At 70.5% G+C, this 19,446-nt stretch carries 25 protein-coding genes and 1 other RNA gene; 12 read left to right on the top strand and 14 right to left on the bottom strand.

Annotated features, from left to right (window positions below; all coding sequences use genetic code 11):
- Nucleotides 1-41: 41 nt before the first annotated feature.
- A complete protein-coding gene (locus ACFP2E_RS09570; RefSeq protein ID WP_378523402.1) occupies nt 42-1,571 on the bottom strand; it encodes an LVIVD repeat-containing protein in 1,530 nt (509 codons plus the stop codon).
- A 74-nt stretch (nt 1,572-1,645) separates the two neighbouring features.
- Between ACFP2E_RS09570 and ACFP2E_RS09565 the strand changes: the two genes are divergently transcribed.
- Nucleotides 1,646-2,839 (top strand): PQQ-dependent sugar dehydrogenase, encoded by a 1,194-nt coding sequence (locus ACFP2E_RS09565; RefSeq protein ID WP_378523401.1) that lies wholly within the window; start codon nt 1,646-1,648, stop codon nt 2,837-2,839.
- 29 nt (nt 2,840-2,868) lie between these two features.
- Here the strand turns inward: ACFP2E_RS09565 and ACFP2E_RS09560 are convergent, their stop codons facing one another.
- The gene (locus ACFP2E_RS09560) at nt 2,869-3,144 is read right to left on the bottom strand and encodes a hypothetical protein (protein WP_378523400.1); all 276 of its coding nucleotides are present in this window, start codon (nt 3,142-3,144) and stop codon (nt 2,869-2,871) included.
- A gap of 3 nt (nt 3,145-3,147) precedes the next feature.
- Nucleotides 3,148-3,330 carry an SPOR domain-containing protein gene (locus ACFP2E_RS09555; RefSeq protein ID WP_378523399.1) on the bottom strand — a complete coding sequence of 61 codons (183 nt, stop codon included), beginning with the start codon at nt 3,328-3,330 and terminating at the stop codon, nt 3,148-3,150.
- 25 nt (nt 3,331-3,355) lie between these two features.
- Here ACFP2E_RS09555 and map point away from each other — a divergent pair, with 25 nt between their 5' ends.
- Nucleotides 3,356-4,204 (top strand): type I methionyl aminopeptidase, encoded by an 849-nt coding sequence (map, locus tag ACFP2E_RS09550; RefSeq protein ID WP_378523398.1) that lies wholly within the window; start codon nt 3,356-3,358, stop codon nt 4,202-4,204.
- A 166-nt stretch (nt 4,205-4,370) separates the two neighbouring features.
- Here the strand turns inward: map and ACFP2E_RS09545 are convergent, their stop codons facing one another.
- On the bottom strand, nt 4,371-4,817 hold the full coding sequence (locus ACFP2E_RS09545) for a tetratricopeptide repeat protein (RefSeq protein ID WP_378523397.1): 447 nt from the start codon (nt 4,815-4,817) through the stop codon (nt 4,371-4,373).
- 77 nt (nt 4,818-4,894) lie between these two features.
- Here ACFP2E_RS09545 and rnpB point away from each other — a divergent pair.
- Nucleotides 4,895-5,291: RNase P RNA component class A (rnpB, locus tag ACFP2E_RS09540), an RNA gene on the top strand.
- 30 nt (nt 5,292-5,321) lie between these two features.
- Here rnpB and ACFP2E_RS09535 read toward each other — a convergent pair.
- Nucleotides 5,322-6,500: a tyrosine-type recombinase/integrase gene (locus ACFP2E_RS09535; RefSeq protein ID WP_378523396.1), complete on the bottom strand. Its 1,179-nt coding sequence runs from the start codon at nt 6,498-6,500 to the stop codon at nt 5,322-5,324.
- Entirely contained in the window at nt 6,500-7,021 is a 522-nt protein-coding gene (locus ACFP2E_RS09530) for a helix-turn-helix domain-containing protein (RefSeq protein ID WP_378523395.1), read from the bottom strand. The genes ACFP2E_RS09535 and ACFP2E_RS09530 overlap by 1 nt, the downstream gene beginning before the upstream one ends.
- 116 nt (nt 7,022-7,137) lie before the next feature.
- Here ACFP2E_RS09530 and ACFP2E_RS09525 point away from each other — a divergent pair, with 116 nt between their 5' ends.
- The 5 genes from ACFP2E_RS09525 (at nt 7,138) to ACFP2E_RS09505 (ending at nt 9,207) form a co-directional block, all read left to right on the top strand.
- Nucleotides 7,138-7,332 carry a helix-turn-helix domain-containing protein gene (locus ACFP2E_RS09525; protein WP_378523394.1) on the top strand — a complete coding sequence of 65 codons (195 nt, stop codon included), beginning with the start codon at nt 7,138-7,140 and terminating at the stop codon, nt 7,330-7,332.
- Nucleotides 7,333-7,524: 192 nt separating this feature from the next.
- Nucleotides 7,525-8,538 carry a hypothetical protein gene (locus ACFP2E_RS09520; RefSeq protein WP_378523393.1) on the top strand — a complete coding sequence of 338 codons (1,014 nt, stop codon included), beginning with the start codon at nt 7,525-7,527 and terminating at the stop codon, nt 8,536-8,538.
- The gene (locus tag ACFP2E_RS09515; RefSeq protein WP_378523392.1) at nt 8,538-8,771 is read left to right on the top strand and encodes a hypothetical protein; all 234 of its coding nucleotides are present in this window, start codon (nt 8,538-8,540) and stop codon (nt 8,769-8,771) included. The genes ACFP2E_RS09520 and ACFP2E_RS09515 overlap by 1 nt, the downstream gene beginning before the upstream one ends.
- Entirely contained in the window at nt 8,768-9,046 is a 279-nt protein-coding gene (locus ACFP2E_RS09510; RefSeq protein ID WP_378523391.1) for a hypothetical protein, read from the top strand. The genes ACFP2E_RS09515 and ACFP2E_RS09510 overlap by 4 nt, the downstream gene beginning before the upstream one ends.
- Nucleotides 9,043-9,207, top strand: coding sequence for a hypothetical protein (locus ACFP2E_RS09505; RefSeq protein WP_378523390.1), 165 nt, complete (start codon nt 9,043-9,045; stop codon nt 9,205-9,207). Before ACFP2E_RS09510 ends, ACFP2E_RS09505 begins: the two co-directional genes overlap by 4 nt.
- On the opposite strand, the gene ACFP2E_RS09500 is transcribed toward ACFP2E_RS09505, so the two are convergent.
- The 3 genes from ACFP2E_RS09500 to ACFP2E_RS09490 form a co-directional block, all read right to left on the bottom strand.
- Complete coding sequence (locus ACFP2E_RS09500; RefSeq protein WP_378523389.1) at nt 9,204-9,914, bottom strand: HNH endonuclease; 711 nt, start codon at nt 9,912-9,914, stop codon at nt 9,204-9,206. The genes ACFP2E_RS09505 and ACFP2E_RS09500 overlap by 4 nt on opposite strands.
- A 28-nt stretch (nt 9,915-9,942) precedes the next feature.
- Entirely contained in the window at nt 9,943-10,902 is a 960-nt protein-coding gene (locus ACFP2E_RS09495) for a hypothetical protein (protein WP_378523388.1), read from the bottom strand.
- 156 nt (nt 10,903-11,058) lie between these two features.
- Nucleotides 11,059-11,340 (bottom strand): hypothetical protein, encoded by a 282-nt coding sequence (locus tag ACFP2E_RS09490; RefSeq protein WP_378523387.1) that lies wholly within the window; start codon nt 11,338-11,340, stop codon nt 11,059-11,061.
- 265 nt (nt 11,341-11,605) lie between these two features.
- On the opposite strand from ACFP2E_RS09490, the gene ACFP2E_RS09485 reads away from it, so the two are divergent.
- The 3 genes from ACFP2E_RS09485 (at nt 11,606) to ACFP2E_RS09475 (ending at nt 13,848) form a co-directional block, all read left to right on the top strand.
- Complete coding sequence (locus tag ACFP2E_RS09485) at nt 11,606-12,775, top strand: phage major capsid protein (RefSeq protein WP_378523386.1); 1,170 nt, start codon at nt 11,606-11,608, stop codon at nt 12,773-12,775.
- A gap of 216 nt (nt 12,776-12,991) precedes the next feature.
- A complete protein-coding gene (locus tag ACFP2E_RS09480) occupies nt 12,992-13,168 on the top strand; it encodes a hypothetical protein (RefSeq protein WP_378523385.1) in 177 nt (58 codons plus the stop codon).
- A 17-nt stretch (nt 13,169-13,185) separates the two neighbouring features.
- On the top strand, nt 13,186-13,848 hold the full coding sequence (locus ACFP2E_RS09475; RefSeq protein ID WP_378523384.1) for a hypothetical protein: 663 nt from the start codon (nt 13,186-13,188) through the stop codon (nt 13,846-13,848).
- A gap of 240 nt (nt 13,849-14,088) precedes the next feature.
- On the opposite strand, the gene ACFP2E_RS09470 is transcribed toward ACFP2E_RS09475, so the two are convergent.
- From ACFP2E_RS09470 to ACFP2E_RS09455, 4 genes are all read right to left on the bottom strand, one after another.
- The gene (locus tag ACFP2E_RS09470) at nt 14,089-14,430 is read right to left on the bottom strand and encodes a DUF2200 domain-containing protein (RefSeq protein WP_378523383.1); all 342 of its coding nucleotides are present in this window, start codon (nt 14,428-14,430) and stop codon (nt 14,089-14,091) included.
- Between the two features lie 37 nt (nt 14,431-14,467).
- Nucleotides 14,468-14,842, bottom strand: a complete 375-nt coding sequence (locus ACFP2E_RS09465; protein WP_378523382.1) for a hypothetical protein — start codon at nt 14,840-14,842, stop codon at nt 14,468-14,470.
- 3 nt (nt 14,843-14,845) lie between these two features.
- Complete coding sequence (locus tag ACFP2E_RS09460) at nt 14,846-15,718, bottom strand: thermonuclease family protein (RefSeq protein ID WP_378523381.1); 873 nt, start codon at nt 15,716-15,718, stop codon at nt 14,846-14,848.
- A gap of 122 nt (nt 15,719-15,840) precedes the next feature.
- Complete coding sequence (locus ACFP2E_RS09455; protein ID WP_378523380.1) at nt 15,841-17,289, bottom strand: RNB domain-containing ribonuclease; 1,449 nt, start codon at nt 17,287-17,289, stop codon at nt 15,841-15,843.
- Nucleotides 17,290-17,312: 23 nt separating this feature from the next.
- On the opposite strand from ACFP2E_RS09455, the gene yaaA reads away from it, so the two are divergent.
- Complete coding sequence (gene yaaA / locus ACFP2E_RS09450; RefSeq protein WP_378523379.1) at nt 17,313-18,092, top strand: peroxide stress protein YaaA; 780 nt, start codon at nt 17,313-17,315, stop codon at nt 18,090-18,092.
- Here the strand turns inward: yaaA and ACFP2E_RS09445 are convergent.
- Nucleotides 18,079-19,443, bottom strand: a complete 1,365-nt coding sequence (locus ACFP2E_RS09445) for an aminoglycoside phosphotransferase family protein (RefSeq protein ID WP_378523378.1) — start codon at nt 19,441-19,443, stop codon at nt 18,079-18,081. The two genes, yaaA and ACFP2E_RS09445, sit on opposite strands and share 14 nt — an antisense overlap.
- Nucleotides 19,444-19,446: the final 3 nt, after the last annotated feature.

Here is a 19,446-nt window from a genome sequence, read left to right as displayed (position 1 = left end):
TGCGTCATAGCGACCGGTTCGTATGACGTCCGGCCCGGTTGTCAGGCGGAGCGGGTACGCCGGCGCAGCAGCGCGGCGCCGAAGAGCGCCGGGACCACGACCGCGAACGGCAGCAGCGCCTTGTTGGAGCCCGACCTGGCGCGCGGGGCGACGTTCTCCGCCCGCAGCGGCTTCACGGTCCGGTCGGTGAGGCCGTCGAAGTGGTAGACGTCGAAGCCGCGGACCAGGTCGTTGCCGTAGCCGTAGAACGAGCCGTCCCGCTTGATCCGGTCGGTCTTGAAGGACCAGGTGTCGGAGTCGGGCAGCACGTAGTGGCCGACCTCGCGGATGCCGATGCCGTCACCGAACGCGATCGCGGTGGGGCCGCCCTCGGCGGTGGCGAGGCCGGAGATGTCGAGGACCCGGACGCCCTGGGCGTACCAGGCGATCGTCGCCATCTGCTGCTCCGGGTAGATCCGGAGGACGTGCGAGGTGCAGGTCGCGCCGTCCTGGACCTTGGTGACGGGGATGAACCAGGCGCCGACCTTCTCCGGCGACTTCTCCTTGTCGCCGGTGATGTCGTAGACGTGCAGGCCGCCACCGGGGCACTCCGCACTCGCGGCCGCGCCGGCGCGCTCGTCGGTGATCACCAGCAGGTCGCGCTGGGTGCCGTCGGGACGGGTCAGCGTGACCGGGTCCGACTGGTGCACGACGTTGATGCTCGGGTCGATGATCTGGCCGACCTGCTTCGGGTTCTCCGGGTCGGTGGTGTCGAGCACCAGGGTCTGCGACAGTGCGGCGACGTACGCACGGGTGCCGGACTCGTTGAACGTGATGTCGTGGGACTCCGAGCCGAGCGAGGTCGGCACGTACGGCAGCGGGTAGTCCTGGACCCTCTTCGGCGCCTCGGGCTTGGAGACGTCGTAGATCGTCACCGTCGGGCTGGTGCTCGTGGCGAGGTCGGAGTTGGAGTTGTAGAGGTAGCGCCCGCTGGGGTGGATGGTCATGTTGTGCGAGCCCCGCGGCACGGCGAGGTAGCTGACGGTCTGCGGCTGGTCGGGCCGGGTCAGGTCGACGAGGACCGTGCCGGAGGCGCCGGAGTCGAGGTTCAGGTCGCGGCCGCACTGCGAGGCCGCGCCCGCGGCACCGAACGTGCCGTCGGCGGTGTAGCTGGCCAGCACCCGGTCTCCTGCGTTGAAGACCTGGATGTCGCCCTGGCTGATGGCGCAGTCGTAGACCGCGACCTTCTCGGGCTGCCGCGGTCGGGTGATGTCGATGATCTGCATGCCGCCGCGCAGCGTGCCGGCGAGCGCGTACTTCTTCTTGCCCAGCCGCATGAACTCGATGTCCGAGCCGTTCTGGGCCGCGCCGGTGTCGTCGTACTGCAGGTTGGCGACGAAGGACATCCGCTGGCCCTGACCGTCGGTCGCGACCTCGAGGCCGCGGGTGTTGGTCGGCAGGTCACCGCCCCCGTGGGCACCGGCGGGCGCGATACCGACGGTCGAGAGCGCCAGCACCCCCGCCCCGGCTGCTGCCCCGACGAGCGTCCTGCTGAGCTTGCTGGGCCTGGTGCTGCTCGGCCTCGTGGCCATTCACGCCTCCCGAGTGGGTCGGTCCTGGTGTCGCAGCGCACAACGACCGTCCGTGGAAGGGGTTACCGTTCAGCATGCGCGCCCTTCTCGGAGGCCTTGCCCTCGCCCTCGCCGCCCCGCTCGTCCCCGCCGCTCCCGCCCTCGCGTCGCCAGGGACGGCCACCACCTGGTCGGCCCCACCGCAGGTCGCGGCCGCCGCGGAGCGGCCCACCGACCGCGCGGCCATGCCCTCGCTGAAGGTCCGGCGGCCGATGACGGGGCTCACGACCCCCTGGGACGTCCAGCCGCTCGGTGGACGCCGGCTGCTCGTCACCGAGCGCGACTCGGCCCGACTGCTGCTGTGGGAGAAGGGCGAGACCCGCGAGGTGCAGTTCCCGAGCGAGCGGATCTGGACCTCCGGCGAGACCGGGCTGATGTCCCTGGAGGTCGACCCGGCGTTCGCACGCAACGGCCGGTTCTACACGTGCTCGGGCTGGGAGAAGAAGAAGGGCCGTCACGACGTCCGCGTGATCGCCTGGCGGCTCAACGACGCCGGCACCCGCGCGCGACTGGTCGAGCCGCTGGTGGCGGGCTTCCCCACGACAAGCGGCCGCCACGGCGGCTGCCGGCTACTGGTCCTGCGCAACGGCGCCCTGCTCGTCGGCACCGGCGACGCGGCGTCCTCCGCGACCCCCCGCGACCTGAAGTCCCTGGGCGGCAAGACGCTGCGCCTCGACCCCCGCACCGGCAAGCCGTGGCCCACCAACCCGTTCATCGACGCGCGCAACCGCAAGAAGCGCTTCGTGCACACCTTCGGCCACCGCAACATCCAGGGCCTCGCCCAGCGCCGTGACGGCTCGCTGTGGAACGCCGAGCACGGCCCCTCGATCGAGGACGAGGTCAACAAGCTGGTGAACGGCGGCGACTACGGCTGGCAGCCCGGCCCCGGGTACGACGAGAACGTGCCGATGACCGACCACTCCCTCCCCGGCCGGCAGGTCGACGCCCGCTGGAGCTCCGGGCCGACCCCGGCCACCTCCGGGATGGCCTGGGTGAAGGGCAAGCAGTGGGGCCGGCTCAACGGCACGCTCGCCGTCGCCTGCCTGCAGGGCAGCAAGGTGATCTTCATGAAGTTCGACCGGGCCGGGAAGCTCAGGTGGACCCGGGCGCCCAAGGCGCTGCAGCAGGACGGCCGGCTCCGCTCGATCACCAACGCCCGCAACGGCGACCTGCTGCTCACCACCAGCAACGGCGGCGGGGACAAGGTGCTCCGGGTCAGCGCCCGCTGACCCGGAGCGGCCGGACCGACCTGCGGGCTTCAGGCGGTCCAGCCGAGCCAGGCACCGCCGGCGTTCATCGCCACGAACCACAGCACGAACGCGAAGACCGCCAGCCACGGCACCCACGTGGGGTGGCGCGACCACCAGACCGTCGCCACGAACAGCATCAGCATCCAGACCACGAGCAGCACGACCACCGCCCACCACGGGGCGATCAGGCCGCTGGCGGCGTACAGGAAGAAGGCGCACGCCATCCCGCCCATGCCCACGAAGGGCCACGGCGAGACGCGCTCGGGAGTGCGGGTGCCGGTCACGCCTCAGTCCTCGAGGTCGTCGTTCCAGCGGGGGTCGTTCTCCCACTCCTCGTTGCGCTCCTGCGCCTTCTCGAGGGCCCGCTCGGCCTCCTCGCGGGTCTCGTAGGGCCCGAGCCGGTCCACGGGCGGGCACAGCACCTCGTCCTCGACCCGGTGGTGCTTCACGCAATACCAGAACTTGCTCATACCAGCGGAAACTACACTCGGCCGCGTGAATCCCGTTGCAGCCGCCACGATCTCGCCGCGCCGCGAGGTCCCGTCCCACATCGTCCGGCCGGAGTACGTCGACAAGCCCGCGCCCGAGCGCTTCAACGGCAGCGAGGTCAAGGACGCCGAGACGATCGAGAAGATGCGGGTCGCCGGCCGCCTCGCCGCCCAGGCCCGCGAGCTGGTCGGCTCGCACGTCGCGCCCGGGGTGACGACCGACGAGCTGGACCGCATCGGCCACGAGTTCCTCTGCGACCACGGCGCCTACCCCTCCACGCTCGGCTACCGCGGCTTCCCGAAGTCGCTGTGCTCCAGCGTCAACGAGGTGATCTGCCACGGCATCCCGGACAGCCGCCGCATCGAGGACGGCGACATCGTCAACATCGACATCACCGCCTACATCGACGGCGTGCACGGCGACACCAACGCCACCTTCCTCGCCGGCGACGTCGACGAGGAGTCGCGGCTGCTGGTCGAGCGGACCAGGGAGGCCCTGGAGCGCGGCATCAAGGCCGTCAAGCCGGGCCGCCGGGTCAACGTCATCGGCCGGGTCATCGAGTCCTACGCCAAGCGCTTCGGCTACGGCGTCGTCCGCGACTTCACCGGCCACGGCATCGGTACGGCGTTCCACTCCGGGCTGATCATCCCCCACTACGACGAGCCGATGTACGACGACGTGATGGAGGTCGGGATGACCTTCACCATCGAGCCCATGCTCAACCTCGGCACCCACGAGTGGGAGATGTGGGACGACAACTGGACCGTCGTCACCAAGGACCGCCGCCGCAGCGCTCAGTTCGAGCACACCCTCGTGGTGACCGCCACCGGCGCCGAGGTGCTCACCCACCCCTGACCCGGGGGCCAGGGCGCGCTCGGGGCGCCCGTCGCGATCCCCGGCTATCCGGGGATTCGTGGTGTGCGCGTGCGCAACCGCAGCCTGAAGGCCCACCTGGACCTGCGGTTGCGCACAAGTCAGCAGGGCGCGGGCGGCACCCCACGCAGGTCGAGCCCATCGCGACCTACACCAGGTCGTCGAACGACGTCTGGCCCGTCTCCGCGAGCCGGCGCTCGACCCGCAGCACGGCCACCTCGTGGTCGGGGTCGTCGGTCATCGCGGCGGCCAGCCGCAGGTGCGGCAGCGCCTCGCTGAGTCGGCCCTGCCGCTCGAGGCTGCGGCCGAGCGCGTGGCGCGCCCAGTCGTCGTCGGGACGCTCCTCGACGAGCGCGGCGAGCTCCTCCTCGGCCTTCTGCAGCTGCGCGCGCAGCAGGTAGGCCCAGGCCCGCAGCGACCGCAGCCCGGTGTTGTTCGGCTCCCTCTCGAGTGCGGGCTCGAGCACCGCCAGCGCCTCCTGCGGCGCGCGGCGCGACAGCAGGTCGTGGGCGGTGCGGTAGGCGTTCTCGGGTCCCTGGCCGGGGAAGAGGACCGGCGGAGCCTGCAGGTCGGGAAGATCGGGCTCCTCGCTCATGCGCTCCTCCTCAGGACCTCGACTCGTCGTCCCGCCAGCGTACGCGGTCGACGGGTGGCTATCCTGTACGACGCGGATGGGCTGGCCGGGCGACCGCGTGGAGGAGACTCCCCGAGGAAGGTCCGGGCTCCACAGGGCAGGGTGGTGGCTAACAGCCACCCGGGGTGACCCGCGGGAAAGTGCCACAGAGAACAGACCGCCTCACCGGCTCCGGCCGGTGCGGCAAGGGTGAAACGGTGGTGCAAGAGACCACCAGTGCGCCGGGTGACCGGCGCAGCTAGGCAAACCCCACCCGGAGCAAGGTCAAGAAGTCCCGCACCTTCGGGTGCGGGGCGCGCGCACGACTGAGGGCGGCCCGCCCGAGTGCGCGGGTAGATCGCTGGAGGCGGCCGGCAACGGTCGTCGTAGATGGATGGTCGCCCCCGCCGGCGCAAGCCGGCGGGACAGAACCCGGCCTACAGGCCAGCCCGTCCGCCCCACCCTCGCTGGCCTGCAGAAACGCAGTCAGCGGCGGTGTGCGGTCCGCACAGGGTCCGCAAGGGCGGCAGCCTGCGCGGACCCGCCCATCACCGCGTCGATCGCGTCGCGCGTCCGGTCGTCGGAGTCCGGCCACAGGTGGCTATAGGTGTCCAGCGTCTCTGCTGCCGTCGCATGGCCGAGCCGCGCCTGCACGGTCTTGACCGACTCCCCAAAGCGGATCAGCAAGCTGGCGTAGTAGTGGCGCAACCCGTGCAGCCCGCTCCCGACCGGCAGGCCCGCCGCCCTGGCTGCCGGTCGCCACACGTGGCCGAACCTCTGCCGGGTCCACGGGTCGCCGTTGCTCTGCGTGAAAACCAGTCCGTCAGGCCCCGCCGGGTACGCCGCCAAGTGCGCAGCCAGCGCGTCCACCACCACCACCGGCAGCGGGATAGTGCGCACGCTCGCGTCCGTCTTCACCGGGCCGAACTTCGGCGTGTCCTTGGCCATCGTGACCAACTGGCGGTCCACCCTCACCTCGCGGCGCAGCATGTCCAGCCGGTCCACCGTCAGTCCCAGCACCTCTCCCTGCCGCATGCCGGTGCCCGCAGTTATGGTGACGAGCGCCCCCAGCCGGTCAGGCATCGCCTTCCGCAACACGTCTACCTGCTCGGTGGTCGGCGGCACCACTTGCTTCTTCTCCGGCTTCGGCAGCTTCGTGCCCTCGCACGGGTTTGCCATGATCCGGCGATCGCGCACCGCCGCCTTCATGACGGAGGACACGATGCTGTGCACCACGCCGATGGTGGACGGCGAGAGCGCCTTGCGCTTCGACGCCTTGTCCTCGGTGCCGAGGCGCTTCACCCAGGCCTGCACCTCGGAGGGAAGAACCGAGTTGAGAGGCCGGTCCCCCAGCGTCGGGTAGGCATGGCGGCGCAGCATGGTCTCGGTGTGGGCCTGACTGGAGGGCCGGTGGGCCTGCATCTTGCGCCACTGCTCGGCGTAGTCGCGGAACGGCATCCGGCCCGCCTTCGGATCCACGTACTGTCCGGTGACCACGCTGGCCGTCACCTCGTTCAGCCACCGCTGCGCGTCGGCCTTCTTGACGAAGTGGCGGGCATGCTCGCGCCCGGAGGCGTCCCGGTAGCGGGCACGCCACCGCTCGGTGACGACCTGCCTGCCCGCCTTGTCAGTACGGGTTCTGGTGAACCTCGCGATGCTCGCCATCACATCTTTCCTCTCGCGCGATCAACTAGCCGCTCTTCGAAGTAGCTGTGCATCCTCTTGTCGGGAACAAGGGCGCTCCATGCCGCCTCGAGCCATCCGAGTTGCGCTGCCAAGGACGTGTCCTCGATCAGCTCTCGGTGCTTGTCGAGGAACAGCACGCCCTCCCGGACTGCGGCGTAGTGGTCATCCATGGCGTTGTTCATCGCTTCCAGGCTCCTGCTGGCCTCCTCCAGAAGTCGCTCGAACTCCTTGCTCGCCACCTCCTCAGGTGGGCGAGCCAGCGAGGTGAGCGACACGCCGAACACGCGCGAGAGGGCGAAGAACTCGTCCACGGTGATGCGCCGAGGAGGATCGTTCTTCTCGATCTTGTAGAGGGCCGACGGGTTGATGGGACAGCCCGCGCGGGACATGTGAGCCGCCAGGTTCTCGTAGGTCCACCCACGAGCCTCCCGCTCGTACGCGATCCGGCGAGCGAGTACCACCTCACGTCCGATGGGCCGAGTGGGGTTCGGTCTAGGCATCAGGTCTCCTGCCAAAGCGAAATATCCTGTCGCCGTTTTGGCTTGCCACGGCTGCCCAAACCGTACCAGCCTGATTCCTACCCGTACAGCAACCATTCACCGGAAGGAATGGCCCCGTGAACGACAACCTCACCACGGAGGAGTTGGCCGAGTGGCTGCGCACCTCGCCCGAGACCGTGCGCTACTGGCGACACCTCGGCAAGGGACCTCGCGCCTTCAAGGTCGGGCGCCGCGTGCTCTACGCCCGCGCCGACGTTGAGGCCTACGTCGAGCGCGCGAAGTCTGGGCTGGATGCGTCAGCCACCTCGTGACCAGCGCAGCACCACCGCCCGCCGGACCCCCCGGCTAATGGGGAGACAACGAAGCACAACGTGCTGCCCAGAAACACGACGCGGCCCCGCCTGTCAGCTGGGGCCGCGTGCTGCTCCAAGGAAGGAACTTCGCATGCTCAGCGTAACCACCCTCGCCCTCACGGCTCGCCAGCCCGACCGGGTGGGCCAGTCATGACCTGGGTACGAATCTCTGACGACTGGTTTGAGGACGACCGCATCGAGCAGCTCGGCGGCGATGTCGTCGCGGTCCACCTGTCGGCCCTCGCCTACGTCTCACGCCGGCTCAGCGACGGCCAACTCCCGCGCCGCGCCACGCGACACCTCTACCCGGTGGCCGATCTGGATGGAGCCATCTCGACGCTGTTGGAAGCGGGGCTGTGGCAGGGCACGGAGGCGGGCTACCTCATCGTTCCGTGGGCGGACCACGTGCTGCCCGCCGACGAGGTGCAGAAGATGCGCGAGCAGAACAGGATCAGGCAGGAGCGGTTCCGACGCCATCAGAACAACGATCACTCGCTTTGCGAGAGGTGCTGGTACATCCAGGCGCGACGTGGCGGCCGCGGTAACGCCGTTACCGACGGCGTGAGTAACACGCCCCCGACCCGACCCGACCCGACCCGTAGCGATAGCGGAGGGACGGGGAGGGCGGCGGGCGCGGCAGCCTCCGCTACCGCTCCGGCTGCTCGCCGCCCGCAGCGGACTGAGGACGGGTGGCTCGTCGAGATCGACTCGAGCGTCCTCACCAGCCTTCCCTTCGACGGAGGCGGGGCTGCCTGTCCCCACCGCGAGTCGGGCTGGACATGGACCAAAGACGACACTTTGGCCTGCGAGCGATGCGACCAGGCGGCGCGGCACGACCCTGGCAACAACTTCCACGCGCCCCAGTGGCACGCCGCCAGGCACCTCGCGATGGGCCGGCCCGGATCCCGGCCGTACTTGAACGCGGCCCCCGACGAGGTGTGGAAGGGACTCCACGCCGCCGACCCGAAGGGTGTGACGATCGCGCTCGACCTGGCTTCCGTGATCTTCCAGCGATTCGGCCCGATCACGGAAGAGCCCGACAACGTGAACGCCCTGGCCGACGACATCTACCGCCGGAACATCAATTCGGCCGCCCACGCCGACGCGTGGGCCGCCTACGAGCACGAGCAGCAGCAGACCGACGACGCGGAGGAGAACTACTGATGTACCTGTCGAACGAACTCAACCGGATGCGGCAGCAGACCGCCCCCCACGATGCCGACCGGCTGGCCGCGTTGGACAAGCTGCACGCGCTGAGCATCCTGCCGGGCCATCAGGCCGGCGACCTGTGGGGCGCACTGAATGACGCGGAGCGCGACGCCGTAGCCGACTTCCTCGAAGACGACGCGTGCCCGTGGACCGAGGACGAGGGCTCTTGCGACGGCGAGGGCTGGTGAGCGAGCACGTGGCCTACGCCAACCTGCGCCCCCTCGACCATGCCCGTGCCGGACGGCTGCTGCTCGGCTGGCTGCGCGGCGACCGGCTCGCCATCCACCACGCCCTCACCGACGCCATGCACGACCCGGTGGGCACGCCGGGCCTCGTGTTTGCCCTGACCACCATCAGCGCCGACCTGGCGCTCCACGTGGCCCCCGACGACGCCGAGCAGCAGATCGAGGCCGCGCTGCTCCGCATCGCCAGCGACCACCCTGACGGTGGTGACGCGGCATGACTAGCCAGCAGCGCCCCAGGCCCAGCGACTGGCAGTGGGACGACAGCCAGTGGAGCGACAGACCCGCCGCGCCCACCAGCCCCGACCGGGTGCCGGACCCCGACGACGACCGCCCCGGCTGGCTGCGCCGCCTGCTGCGCTGGGCTGAGCGCCCGACCTAGTGCGGCTGCAGAAGGGTGCGAAGCTGGTCGGGTGTAAGCCACGGCGTGGATCGATGGATCATTCTGTGGCAGTTCGCGCACAACAGCGCCAGGTCGTGCAGTCGAGTCTGTCTCTGACCCGAGGCATGTAGGGGCAGCACGTGGTGCACCTCGATGTAGTCCTGCCCCAGCTCCCCGTAGCTGGCCGCGAAGTCGAACGTGCACACCTCGCACGCCACGGGTAGACCGTCGGCCTTCACCTTCGCGATCTTGGCGCGCCGGAGTTTCGGGCTGCGTTCCCTTCGCAGGTGCTTTGCCACGAGCAGGCGACCCTCGTCGGCGCTGATCTCCTCCGCGTCGATCTCCTCGTTGGGAATCGAGGCGACCTCGCCCTCCAAGATGGTGGACCGGATCGCGTCGGCGACGGCGCGCATGCGTGCCGGGTCCTTGACGAACTCGCCCAGCACCTGGGCGTCGTATCGACCGCCCTTGGTCGGCGCTCCCTCGTACTCCTCGTGCTGCGTGGCGATGTCGAAGGTCTTGCGCTGCACACTCGAAGGGCTGCGAAAGTTGTCCTCGCGTTCCGCGACGGGATGGATCGGCGCTGCGCGGAGCAGGCCGGACAGTTCGATGACCGGCTCGTGATGCGCACGCAGCCCCTTGAAGTCGTTGCGCGCCACCAAGTCGGCGGCGAGCACCACTTCGTCGTAGGTCCAGTCGAAATGCACCTCGGCACTCTAGGCACGACATGCAGGATCAGGTGGTCGAATCCCCAGGGTTACCCTCAGCCCCTCGCTCCGAATCGCCGTGTTGTTGGCCCTTCTTGACCAGGCCTGACCCAAACCAGTGGACGAGGATCACGGATAGGGAAACCGCAGCCTCGGCCTCGATTCGCGAGACATCGCGAATCGTCCCGTCGCGCTCCGCGTGTCGCTGCTGGCCATGCCACAACGTCTTCAGCATGTCGAGCAATGTTTGACAGGAGGCGATCTCCTTCGAATCCAAGCCACCGACCGACCACCGAGAGACCGTCTCGCGCACGTGTGCCAGTGCCGTCCCTAGCGAAGCCCGCGGAGAATCCGGAACGGTCATGGGAATGACGAGGGACTCGACCGCCAGGACCGCATCGCGGTAGGCCAGGTCATAGTTCGGCTCGCGGCGGTAGCAGTAAGACCAGGCGGACTTGATCTTTCGGGCTGCGTCGGTTTGTGGGGCCGTAGCTGCCTCGACAAGTTCCGTGGTGGCTTCTCCAACCCGGCGGATCAGGAGCCAGCCGTCAGCCGACTGGTCAACCCTCCACGCCGACCCACCGTCGGTCAGGAGCCGGTCGAGCGTCCGTGCCGCCTCCACGTGGTGACGGACGGTCACCTGGTCATCAGCCGACAGAGCAATCGCGCCTTGTTCTTGAGAGTCAGCGAGGAGCGCGTCCAAGAGCGTCAGTCGCGAGTTGTCATCACCCCCCTTCCAATAACGGTCCAGCACCTTCTGCGGAGTCGCGTGCTGCTGCCCCAAGGGACGGTCGCGGTCGGTAGTGAGGGGGGTTCGGAGTCGACGCTCGAGCCGACCGATGATCTCTGGACCGCCTACGGCCGCTCGATCCATGAGCCATCGCCAGAGGGAACCTTCCAACCAGGTCGGCACGCCCTCGTGCAAGACGTCGAAATCGGACCGCTCGTTCGAATCGCGAGTGAATAGCGGTCGCCAGTCATTGGTCACGGGCGACACGCTAACTGCGGCCTCCGACCTCAAGCGGCAATGTTGAGCTGAGGGGGCGTGGCAATCACGGGCGCGCTCATCCAGGCCACCAGGCAGGTAGCGGCGCGTGGAGCCGCGCGGGTATGCCGTCCTGTGTTCACATGTTCACAAAGTGGCTCAGCCGTGAAACTCCTCCCACCCAGCAGGAGTCATGCGGGACATCCTGTCACCGCGCGAGGTTCCTGACCGGTCCATGCGCGGCATGTGGCTGCTTTTGCGCCTGTGGGCGTGGGAGTGCTTGTAGGCCAGGCGGTCGCTTCTGAATTCGCCCAAGTACGTCCCCTCGGGATTGAAGACCATGCCGTCCACGATGCGCCCGACATAGCGGCCGTTGCGGTCCCAGACTCGATCGCCATCAACTCTGAAGGGACGTCCACCCAAGCTGTAAACGATGTCCATGGGCCGACCGTAGGCGTTGCCGCCGACACGCAGTCCGGGCGGTGCTGTACACAGCATCTTCTAATGTAAAGTCGAGGCGTCGATGGTGAAGTCGTAGGTGAAGGTCGATGAACCCCTCGGGGTGAAGGCCGACGAACCGGACGCGACGACGAACTTGAGGCCAGAGGCCAGCCGGCGAGGTCCGCTGTGTCACAGCCAGCCCCGGTCCGCCACTGCTCCCACCCGTACCTCTGCGCCGTTTCGGCGCGCACAGGAGCAGATCGACATGGACAACCGCAAGACCCTCCTCGCCACCGCCAAGGCCACCATGGACCGGGCAAAGAACGCCGGTCGCGCGCTCACGCCCGACGAGCGCGTCAGCGTCCGTGACGCCCTCGATGAGGTGGACCGGATCAGCGCCGACCTGAAGAGCGCCGCCACTCAGAAGCGGATCGCCGAGGACCAGGAGATGCACCGCCAGGTCTCCAAGGCCCTCGGCGGTGTCACCGACCAGCCCGCCACCCCCGGCCCCTTCGGGCACCTGTCCTTCCGCGGTCTGGCCGGGCAGGTCGCCGCCAAGGGCAAGCAGAGCCACCAGCTCGGCACGAAGGCGCTGATCCCCGCCGGGACCGTCGTCGGCTCCACCAGCGTCATCACCGACCCGGTGCCCATCGGCAAGCCCATCCCCTCCCTGCTGGCCGCGCTGCCCGCCCGCACCATCACCGGCGGCGCGGAGTTCTCCTACCTCCGCCAGAGCCAGCGGACCAACAATGCCGCCCCGGTCGCGCCCGGCACCGAGAAGCCCGTCAGCAGCTACGGCCTCACCGAGGTCAAGGACGACCTGCGCGTCGTGGCCCACCTGAGCGAGGAGATTCCCCGCTACTGGCTGGAGGACGACGCCAAGCTGCAGCAGTTCCTCGACTCCGAACTGCGCTACGGCCTCGCCACCGCACTGGAGGAGCAGATCGTCTCCGGTGACGGCGTGGACCCCAACATGCGGGGCCTGGCCAACACCAGCGGCATCGTGTCGCAGGCGTTCAACACCGACCCGATCCGCACCGCCCGGTCCGCGATCAGCGCCCTGATGGCGCTGGGCGCGACCAACGAGGGCGGGGAGCCGTTCTTCGTGTTCGGCATCGCGGACTGGGAGGCCATCGAGACCGCCAGCCTGACCAGCGGCGAGTACGTGATGGCCCGGCAGGGTGCCCCCGTGAACGCCGCCGAGCGGCGGCTCTGGGGCCAGCGCGTCGTCCTCGCCCCCGGCGTGGACGCGGGCACCGGCTGGCTGGTGGACCCCGCCGCCGTCGAGGTCGTCACCGACGGGCAGGTGCGCGTGGAGTGGAACAGCGCCACCGGGTTCAGCCGCAACACCGTGATCGCCCGGTGTGAGACGCGGGTGAACCTGGCGGTCAAGCGCCCGGCGGGCATCGCGCGGCTGGACCTCACCGCCGCGTAGTCCCACAGACTCGCGGCACGGCACGCTTCGCTGCCTGCGTCTCCGGCGTGCCGTGCCGCGACCAGCGACCCTCGTGCTTGCCCGCTGCTGGTCGGGCGTCGTCCGAGCACGGGGGTCGTGCTTGTTGTCTTGGACAGCCTCGCCGGAGGGCCATTGTCGGCGGTCGGTGGCATGGTGTCGCTACAGTGAATGACAACGGGGACACGGGAGGAAGCCATGAACGTCATCGCCCAACTGATTGAGCGAGACACCGAGGTGCTGGACGCTGTTCGCGCCACGCTCGCCCGCTGCGGCTACTCCTATCCAGAACTCGAGGAGCAGTCTCGAACCGACACGTTCGAGACTCCGCAAGCGCGTCTCGCGTGGAGCGCCATTCAGGGCCTGAGGCCCTGAGCCTCACTTGATCCAGCGTGGAACTCCACGGACTTAGGGCAGAGGCGCAATCGTTCGCCGATCGCCTGTCGGAGTTGTTCAATGGCACGGTCTGTAACGGCCCGCCGATCGCTGCGGTGGCATGGACCTCGAAGGAGACGGGCCATCGCGCCGTGGTCGGCTACGGCGTCGGAAAACAGATCCTGTCAGCAAGTCCCCTGCCGCTAGCCAACTGCCGGTCCAAGGTGCCCTTGTACGCGGTCATGTCATACACGCTCGTTCCGGACGACTACGGCGAATTCGCGATGGTCCTGAGTTCGACGTTGGGACTGTGTCTCGACGCTGATGGCAAACAGGGCCTGTTCCATGCGGATTACGAGCGCAACAAGGGGGCGGGATACCCGGAAGCCCACCTTCAGGTCTATGCAACCTCGCCGAGTTGGGAATCGGTGTTGCAGGACAGTCCCGATCCCCGGCCTCTCAACAAGCTGCACCTTCCCTCGGGAGGTCGAAGGTATAGGCCCACTGCCGAGGATCTGATCGATTTCCTTGTGGCCGAGCGGCTCGTTGAACCGCGTGCCGGGTGGGAGGCCGTGGTCCAGCGGCATCGCGATGACTTCGAAGAGCGGCAACTCCGGGCTGCTGTCCGCCACCGCCCCGAGGTCGCGCGGGATGCGCTCGAGAGGTACGGGCAGGAGTAGCAGGCTGGTGACGTAGCGGCCTGGGGCGGCCAGTTGCCTCACTTGTGGTCCGCAGGCGGTCCGCAAGATTCCCAACAACGACCATCGCCGCTCAACGGCTAGAGTTGCGTTTTCGCAGGTCAGGGCGCGTTTACCAACGTTGGCCACCGCAGCCCGATCACGCGGGGCCATCACCCGGCCTACAGGCCAGCCCGTCCGCACCCATCGGGAGGCCGGCTCCCGAACGTCACGCCCCCGCGCTCAGCCGCGCAGCACCTTCTCCATGGCCTTGCCCCTGGCGAGCTCGTCGACGAGCTTGTCGAGGTAGCGGATCTGCCGCATCAGCGGGTCCTCTACGTCCTCGACGCGGACGCCGCACACCACCCCGGTGATCAGCGAGGCGTGGGGGTTGAGCGTGGCGTCGTCGAAGAACTCCTCGAACGTCGTGCCGTCGTCGAGGTGGCGCTGCAGGGAGGCGTCGTCGAAGCCGGTCAGCCAGTGGATCACCTCGTCGACCTCCGCCTTCGACCGGCCCTTCCGCTCCGCCTTCGTCACGTAGTGCGGATAGACCGAGGCGAAGCTCGTCGTGAAGATCCGGTGCATACGGGCATCGTAGGTCGGCGGTCACCCCACGACCCGGCTACGGCAGCCTCGACGGCACCGTCGTGCCACGGACGCCCGGCGGCGCGGGCAGCCGGCGACGCTGCGCGTACGCGGCGTACAGGTCGTGGAAGAGCTCGGCCATGAAGTCCGGCAGTGTGCGGGCCTCGTAGGCCGCACGAACGTAGGCGTCCGGGACGAGGTAGGAGAGCGTGTCTCCGCGAAGGGTCAGGCGCTCACGGTCCCGCTCACTGAACTCGACGACCACGAGGAGGTCGGGGTCGACGTGCTCGTCGAGCCAGGCGGCCCAGTCGTCGCGCGCGCAGATCGCCGTCCACACCCGGCCCTGCACGCTCCCGGCACAGGTGTTGTGCTCGCCCAGCCACACGACGCTGATGTCCGGCTGACGCGACACGGCTCAGCCCCACTCGCACGCGACGCCGTCGCCGTCGCCGTCCAGCCGGTGCGGGTCGCTCCCGGTGACCGTGACGGGACCGTTGACGTCGGCGCAGTCCAGGTCCGGCGGGAACGCCGGCACGCACGGCGCGTAGCCCGGAGCACAGCCCGCGCCCACCGAGTCGCCCGTCGACCCGCGACCACCCCGCGTGGCCGGCTGGGCGGCCCTGACGGGACAGAGAGGCTTCGAGCGCTTGTCGGCGGCGACGTACCGCGGCTCGCGCGGGTGGAAGCCGTAGCCGTCGCGGGAGTCGTAGCGCGCGATGGCGAGGCCCTCCTTGATGAGCCGCAGACCCACGTCGACCGCGCCGACGTCGATGTACCGCAGCAGGCGGCCGTAGTGGTCGCGGTCCTCGTCGGACCTGGTGAGGCGCACCTGCTTGCCGAGGACCAGGGCCGCCATCCGCTGGGAGGCCCGGTCGAAGCCGCACTCGCCGACCTCGGGGGTGTCGATGCCCACGATCCGTACGGTCTCGCCGTTGCCGAGCTCGACGGTGTCGCCGTCGACGACCCGGACCACCACCGCCGTCGTACCGCGGCGCGTCTTGCCCCCGGACCCGGCGCTGCCGCCGCCCCCGCCGGCACCGTCGCTGCCGCCCCGGTCTCCCCGACGGCCGCCGTCACGCGACTGCCCGTCGTCGCCCTTGTGGTCCTTCGCCCGCGGCTTCGACTTCTCGCCGGCCGGGCCGTCGGAGACCTCGCCGGTCGACGGCGGGTCCGAGGCGTCCGACGCGGTGCTCGGCGCCGCGAGCTCGCACGCACCCAGGGTCAGCACCAGCAGCGCGGCCCAGACGGCGGCGCCCACCGGCTTCCGGGCGCCTCGTCCCAGCGTCATCCCCCATCCCCCTCCCCCACCTGAACCTCAGGCCGAGGGTAGGGCGCGGCTCGCCGCGCCGACCGCCGATCCGGCGGGAATGGCTCTCCCGGGTCATCACCTCGGTGACCAGGAGGCCAGGGTCAGGGGGCCAGCCGGAACTCCACCTGCCGGTCGTCGATGGAAGCCCTCGCCAGGGTCACCGTCACCTCGGCGCCGAGCGGGAGCTCGGAGTCCGCCTCGACCGGGGCCTCGACGCCGTCCTCGCGCAGCGTGACCGTGCCGCGCCGCGGGTCCTTGTCCACGTCGACGACGACCGCCTCGAAGCGCTCGCCCTCCCGGCCGTGCAGCACCCCCGCCTCGACGAGGTCGAGGATCGCCTTCTCGTAGCGGCGGGCCCGCTGTGCGGACGCGGCCAGCGTGCCGGGCAGGTCGCCGAGCCGGGCCAGCACCCAGTCCGGCACCTCGGTGCCGGCGCAGAGGGCCAGGCAGACCTCGCCGGCGTACCGGTCCCCCAGCCGCCGCAGCGGCGCGGTGACGTGGGCGTACTCCGAGGCCAGCGCGGCGTGCTGCGGCTCGGCCGGCACCTCGCCGTCGAAGCCGACGTACCCGCTGCCGCGGAGCAGCCGCGTCGAGGCCACGATCATCGCGGCGTGCCGCCCGTCGTCGGGGTCGAGCGAGCGGATGAAGTCGGGGTAGAGCTGCTCGGCCGGCCACTCGATGCCGAGCGCCCGCGCGGTGCGGTGCAGCCGCTGCACGTCGTGGGGGTCGGGGGCCGGCAGCGTGCGCAGCAGCCCGACCCGGGCGTAGACCATCAGCGAGGCCGCGGCGAAGCCGGTCAGCAGCGAGATCTGGGCGTTCCACCGCTCGACGGGGAGCAGGTGCCGGAAGCCGAGGTGCCAGTGGTCGCCGTCGACGTCGACCTCCTGCTCGGGCAGCGGCAGCGACACCCCGCCGCGCGCGGCCTCGCGGGCGAGGCGCAGCTCTCCGACCTCGCGGAGCAGCCGCAGCGACTCGGGCCCGTCGCCCTCGTGGATGGCGCGCTGCGCGGCCTCGTAGTCGAGCTGGGCGGTCGAGCGGACGAGCGCCCGCTCGACGTGCACGTCGGTGCCCTCGCCGGTCTCGTCGACCCGCATGGTCCACAGCAGCGCCGGCCGCACCCGGTCCGGCAGCAGCGAGGCGCCGTCCTCGGACAGCGCCCGCGGGTGCAGCGGCACGGTCGAGTCCGCGCCGTAGAGCGTCTCCCCGCGCCGGTGCGACTCCTCGTCGACCGGGTCGCCGGGTGTGACGAAGGCGGCGACGTCGGCGATCGCGTAGTGCACGACGTACCCGGCGCCGTCGCGCTCGAGGTGCAGCGCCTGGTCGAGGTCCATGGACCCGGGCGGGTCGATGGTGACGAATGGCAGCTCGGTGCGGTCGAGGTCCGGCAGCCGCGGCGCAGCGGCCGCCTTCGCGGCCGCCTGCTCGACCTCCGGCGGGAACACCGGCGTGACCTCGAGCTCCTCCTGGATCCGCGCCACCCCCTCGCGCAGGCGTGCGGCGGCCACGCCCTCGCCGTCGCGCCGGACTCGGACCACTCGCTGGGTCGTCATGGCCAGCACACTAGCGTTGGCGCGTGCTGATCCTGCTGCCTCCGAGCGAGGGCAAGGCCACGCCCCGGCGCGGCCGGCCGCTCGACCTCGACACCCTCGCGTTCCCGTCGCTCACCGATGCCCGCTGCCGCGTCCTCGACGCCCTCGTCGACCTCTGCAGCTCGGACGCCGCCGGAGCCGCCGCGACCCTGGGCCTCGGTTCCACCCAGCAGGACCTCGTCGCCGCCAACGCCGTGCTCCCCGAGGCGCCGACCGCCCGCGCGGACGCGATCTACACCGGAGTCCTGTACGACGCCCTCGACGCCGGCAGCCTCTCCCCCGCCGCCCGCCGCCGCGCGGCGACCCGGGTCGCGGTGACCTCAGCGCTGTTCGGCGTGGTGCGCCCGGCCGACCGGATCCCGGCCTACCGACTGTCCGGCGACGCCGCCCTGCCCGGCCTCGGCCCGGTCGCCGGCGTCTGGCGCGACGCGCTCGGCCCCGCGGTCGAGGACGCGCTCGGCGGCGGCCTGCTGGTCGACCTCCGCTCGACGGCGTACGCCGCGTTCTGGAAGCCGCCGGCGACGCTGGCGCCGCGGGTGGCCACCGTCCGGGTGCTGCACGAGTCCGGCGGCACCCGCAAGGTGGTCAGCCACTTCAACAAGGCGACCAAGGGCCGGATCGTGCGTGCCCTGCTCGAGGACGGCGCAAACCCGCGCACCCCCGCCGCGCTCGCGGACGCGCTGTGCGACCTCGGCTGGAAGGTCGAGGAGGACGCCTCCGGCAAGGCAAGCACCCGCCTCGACGTCGTCGTCAGCGACCTGTAGCGACCTCCCGCACATCAGCCGCCGGCCGCAGGGCCGCCAGCTTGTCGAGGGTCTCCACGACGATCGTCGCGAGCTCCCAGCGCTGCGACTCCGGCTGCGCCCGGTAGATCTGCTCGTAGGAGATCGCCTGGAAGACGTGCTCGACGACCTCGCTCGCGCGCCAGGCCCCGTCGAGGTCGACGTCGGGGAAGGCCGCGCGCCATGGCTCGGCCCACGCCTCCAGCACCTCCCGCTCCACGGCCCGCGCAGCGTCGCCCTCCACCTTCAGGTAGTCCACGGCGCTCTCGGCGAGGTGCCGGACGTCGAGCATCGGGTGGCTGAGGCAGGCGTCGGTCCAGTCGAAGAACAGCGGGCCGTCCCCGGTCCAGGCGACGTTGCCGAGGTGCAGGTCACCGTGGGTCAGCACGTCCGGGAGCCCGAAGGCCCACAGCGCCTCGACCGAATCGACCAGCCACTCCTCCATCCCGAGCGCTCCGGCGCGCTGCGCCTCGGTCATGTACTGCTGCTCGACGGTCTCCCGGACCACGGTGCGGATCCACGCGGCCGTGGCGTCGCGACCACGGTCGGGAGCCCCGGCCGCTCGCAGCGCGTCGTGGGCGCCGAGGGTGCCGAGGGTGCCGAGGGTGCCGAGCTGCAGCTCGGCCAGCGCGCGGGCGATCGCGGGCGCCTGCGGCCCGTGGCTCTCGTCGTCGGCGTTGGGGATCGGCTCCATCAGCAGCCATGCGCGGTCCCCGTCGACCGCGAGCACCCGCGGCGCGACGTCGGGCGCCAACCTGCGGATCGCCTCGGTCAGCGCCGGCTCGGAGTGGAACCCGTCGCACGTGGCCTTGAACCACACCTCGTGCTTCTCCCCGCCGCGGAGCACCGGGTAGCGCAGCACCGCCGAGAGGCTCCAGACCTTGACGACCTCGGCCGGCCCGTCGTGCTCGAGACCCAGGCCCGGCAGCTGCTCGTCGACCCAGGCGTCGACCGCCTGCCGCCAGCCGGGCAGGAACCAGGCGGCGCGTCCGTCCCGGGGCGGCCCGTCCCGGCGCTCCGCGAGCGCCCGCCGGATGCCGTCGCACGACCCGTCGGACAGGCCGAGCTCGTCCAGCGCCGTGAGCGGGTGCCACCCGGCCCCCTCGAGGTGCGAGGTGTCGCCGAGGAGCAGGTTGGTGACGGTGCCGTCGTCCTCGCGCCACGGCGGAGCTCCGATGAAGGCGGCGGGGGCCGCGACCGCGGCGACGAGGTCGCGGTGGTCGGGCCAGCGGCCGGGGAACCGCGGCAGCCGCGGTCCGTCAGGGGTCGGGACGACGAGCACGCGCCCGCCGGGCTCGTCGACGAGCGCGATCTGGTGGTGACGGGACAGCACGGC

This window comes from Nocardioides sp. GCM10027114 (assembly GCF_042659625.1).
In the GTDB taxonomy this organism is placed as follows: Bacteria; Actinomycetota; Actinomycetes; order Propionibacteriales; family Nocardioidaceae; genus Nocardioides.
This window is presented reverse-complemented; position numbering and strand designations above follow the sequence as displayed.

Excerpts from the sequence above, each read along its gene's own strand:
- ACFP2E_RS09480 (WP_378523385.1), top strand. The coding sequence starts at position 12,992 with ATGAACGTCATCGCCCAACTGATTGAGCGAGACACCGAGGTGCTGGAC.
- ACFP2E_RS09505 (WP_378523390.1), top strand. The coding sequence starts at position 9,043 with ATGACTAGCCAGCAGCGCCCCAGGCCCAGCGACTGGCAGTGGGACGAC.
- ACFP2E_RS09485 (WP_378523386.1), top strand. The coding sequence starts at position 11,606 with ATGGACAACCGCAAGACCCTCCTCGCCACCGCCAAGGCCACCATGGAC.
- ACFP2E_RS09570 (WP_378523402.1), bottom strand. The coding sequence starts at position 1,571 with ATGGCCACGAGGCCGAGCAGCACCAGGCCCAGCAAGCTCAGCAGGACG.
- ACFP2E_RS09515 (WP_378523392.1), top strand. The coding sequence starts at position 8,538 with ATGTACCTGTCGAACGAACTCAACCGGATGCGGCAGCAGACCGCCCCC.
- ACFP2E_RS09520 (WP_378523393.1), top strand. The coding sequence starts at position 7,525 with ATGACCTGGGTACGAATCTCTGACGACTGGTTTGAGGACGACCGCATC.
- ACFP2E_RS09470 (WP_378523383.1), bottom strand. The coding sequence starts at position 14,430 with ATGCACCGGATCTTCACGACGAGCTTCGCCTCGGTCTATCCGCACTAC.
- ACFP2E_RS09555 (WP_378523399.1), bottom strand. The coding sequence starts at position 3,330 with ATGAGCAAGTTCTGGTATTGCGTGAAGCACCACCGGGTCGAGGACGAG.
- ACFP2E_RS09535 (WP_378523396.1), bottom strand. The coding sequence starts at position 6,500 with ATGGCGAGCATCGCGAGGTTCACCAGAACCCGTACTGACAAGGCGGGC.
- ACFP2E_RS09545 (WP_378523397.1), bottom strand. The coding sequence starts at position 4,817 with ATGAGCGAGGAGCCCGATCTTCCCGACCTGCAGGCTCCGCCGGTCCTC.
- ACFP2E_RS09455 (WP_378523380.1), bottom strand. The coding sequence starts at position 17,289 with ATGACGACCCAGCGAGTGGTCCGAGTCCGGCGCGACGGCGAGGGCGTG.
- ACFP2E_RS09460 (WP_378523381.1), bottom strand. The coding sequence starts at position 15,718 with ATGACGCTGGGACGAGGCGCCCGGAAGCCGGTGGGCGCCGCCGTCTGG.
- ACFP2E_RS09565 (WP_378523401.1), top strand. The coding sequence starts at position 1,646 with ATGCGCGCCCTTCTCGGAGGCCTTGCCCTCGCCCTCGCCGCCCCGCTC.
- ACFP2E_RS09490 (WP_378523387.1), bottom strand. The coding sequence starts at position 11,340 with ATGGACATCGTTTACAGCTTGGGTGGACGTCCCTTCAGAGTTGATGGC.
- ACFP2E_RS09530 (WP_378523395.1), bottom strand. The coding sequence starts at position 7,021 with ATGCCTAGACCGAACCCCACTCGGCCCATCGGACGTGAGGTGGTACTC.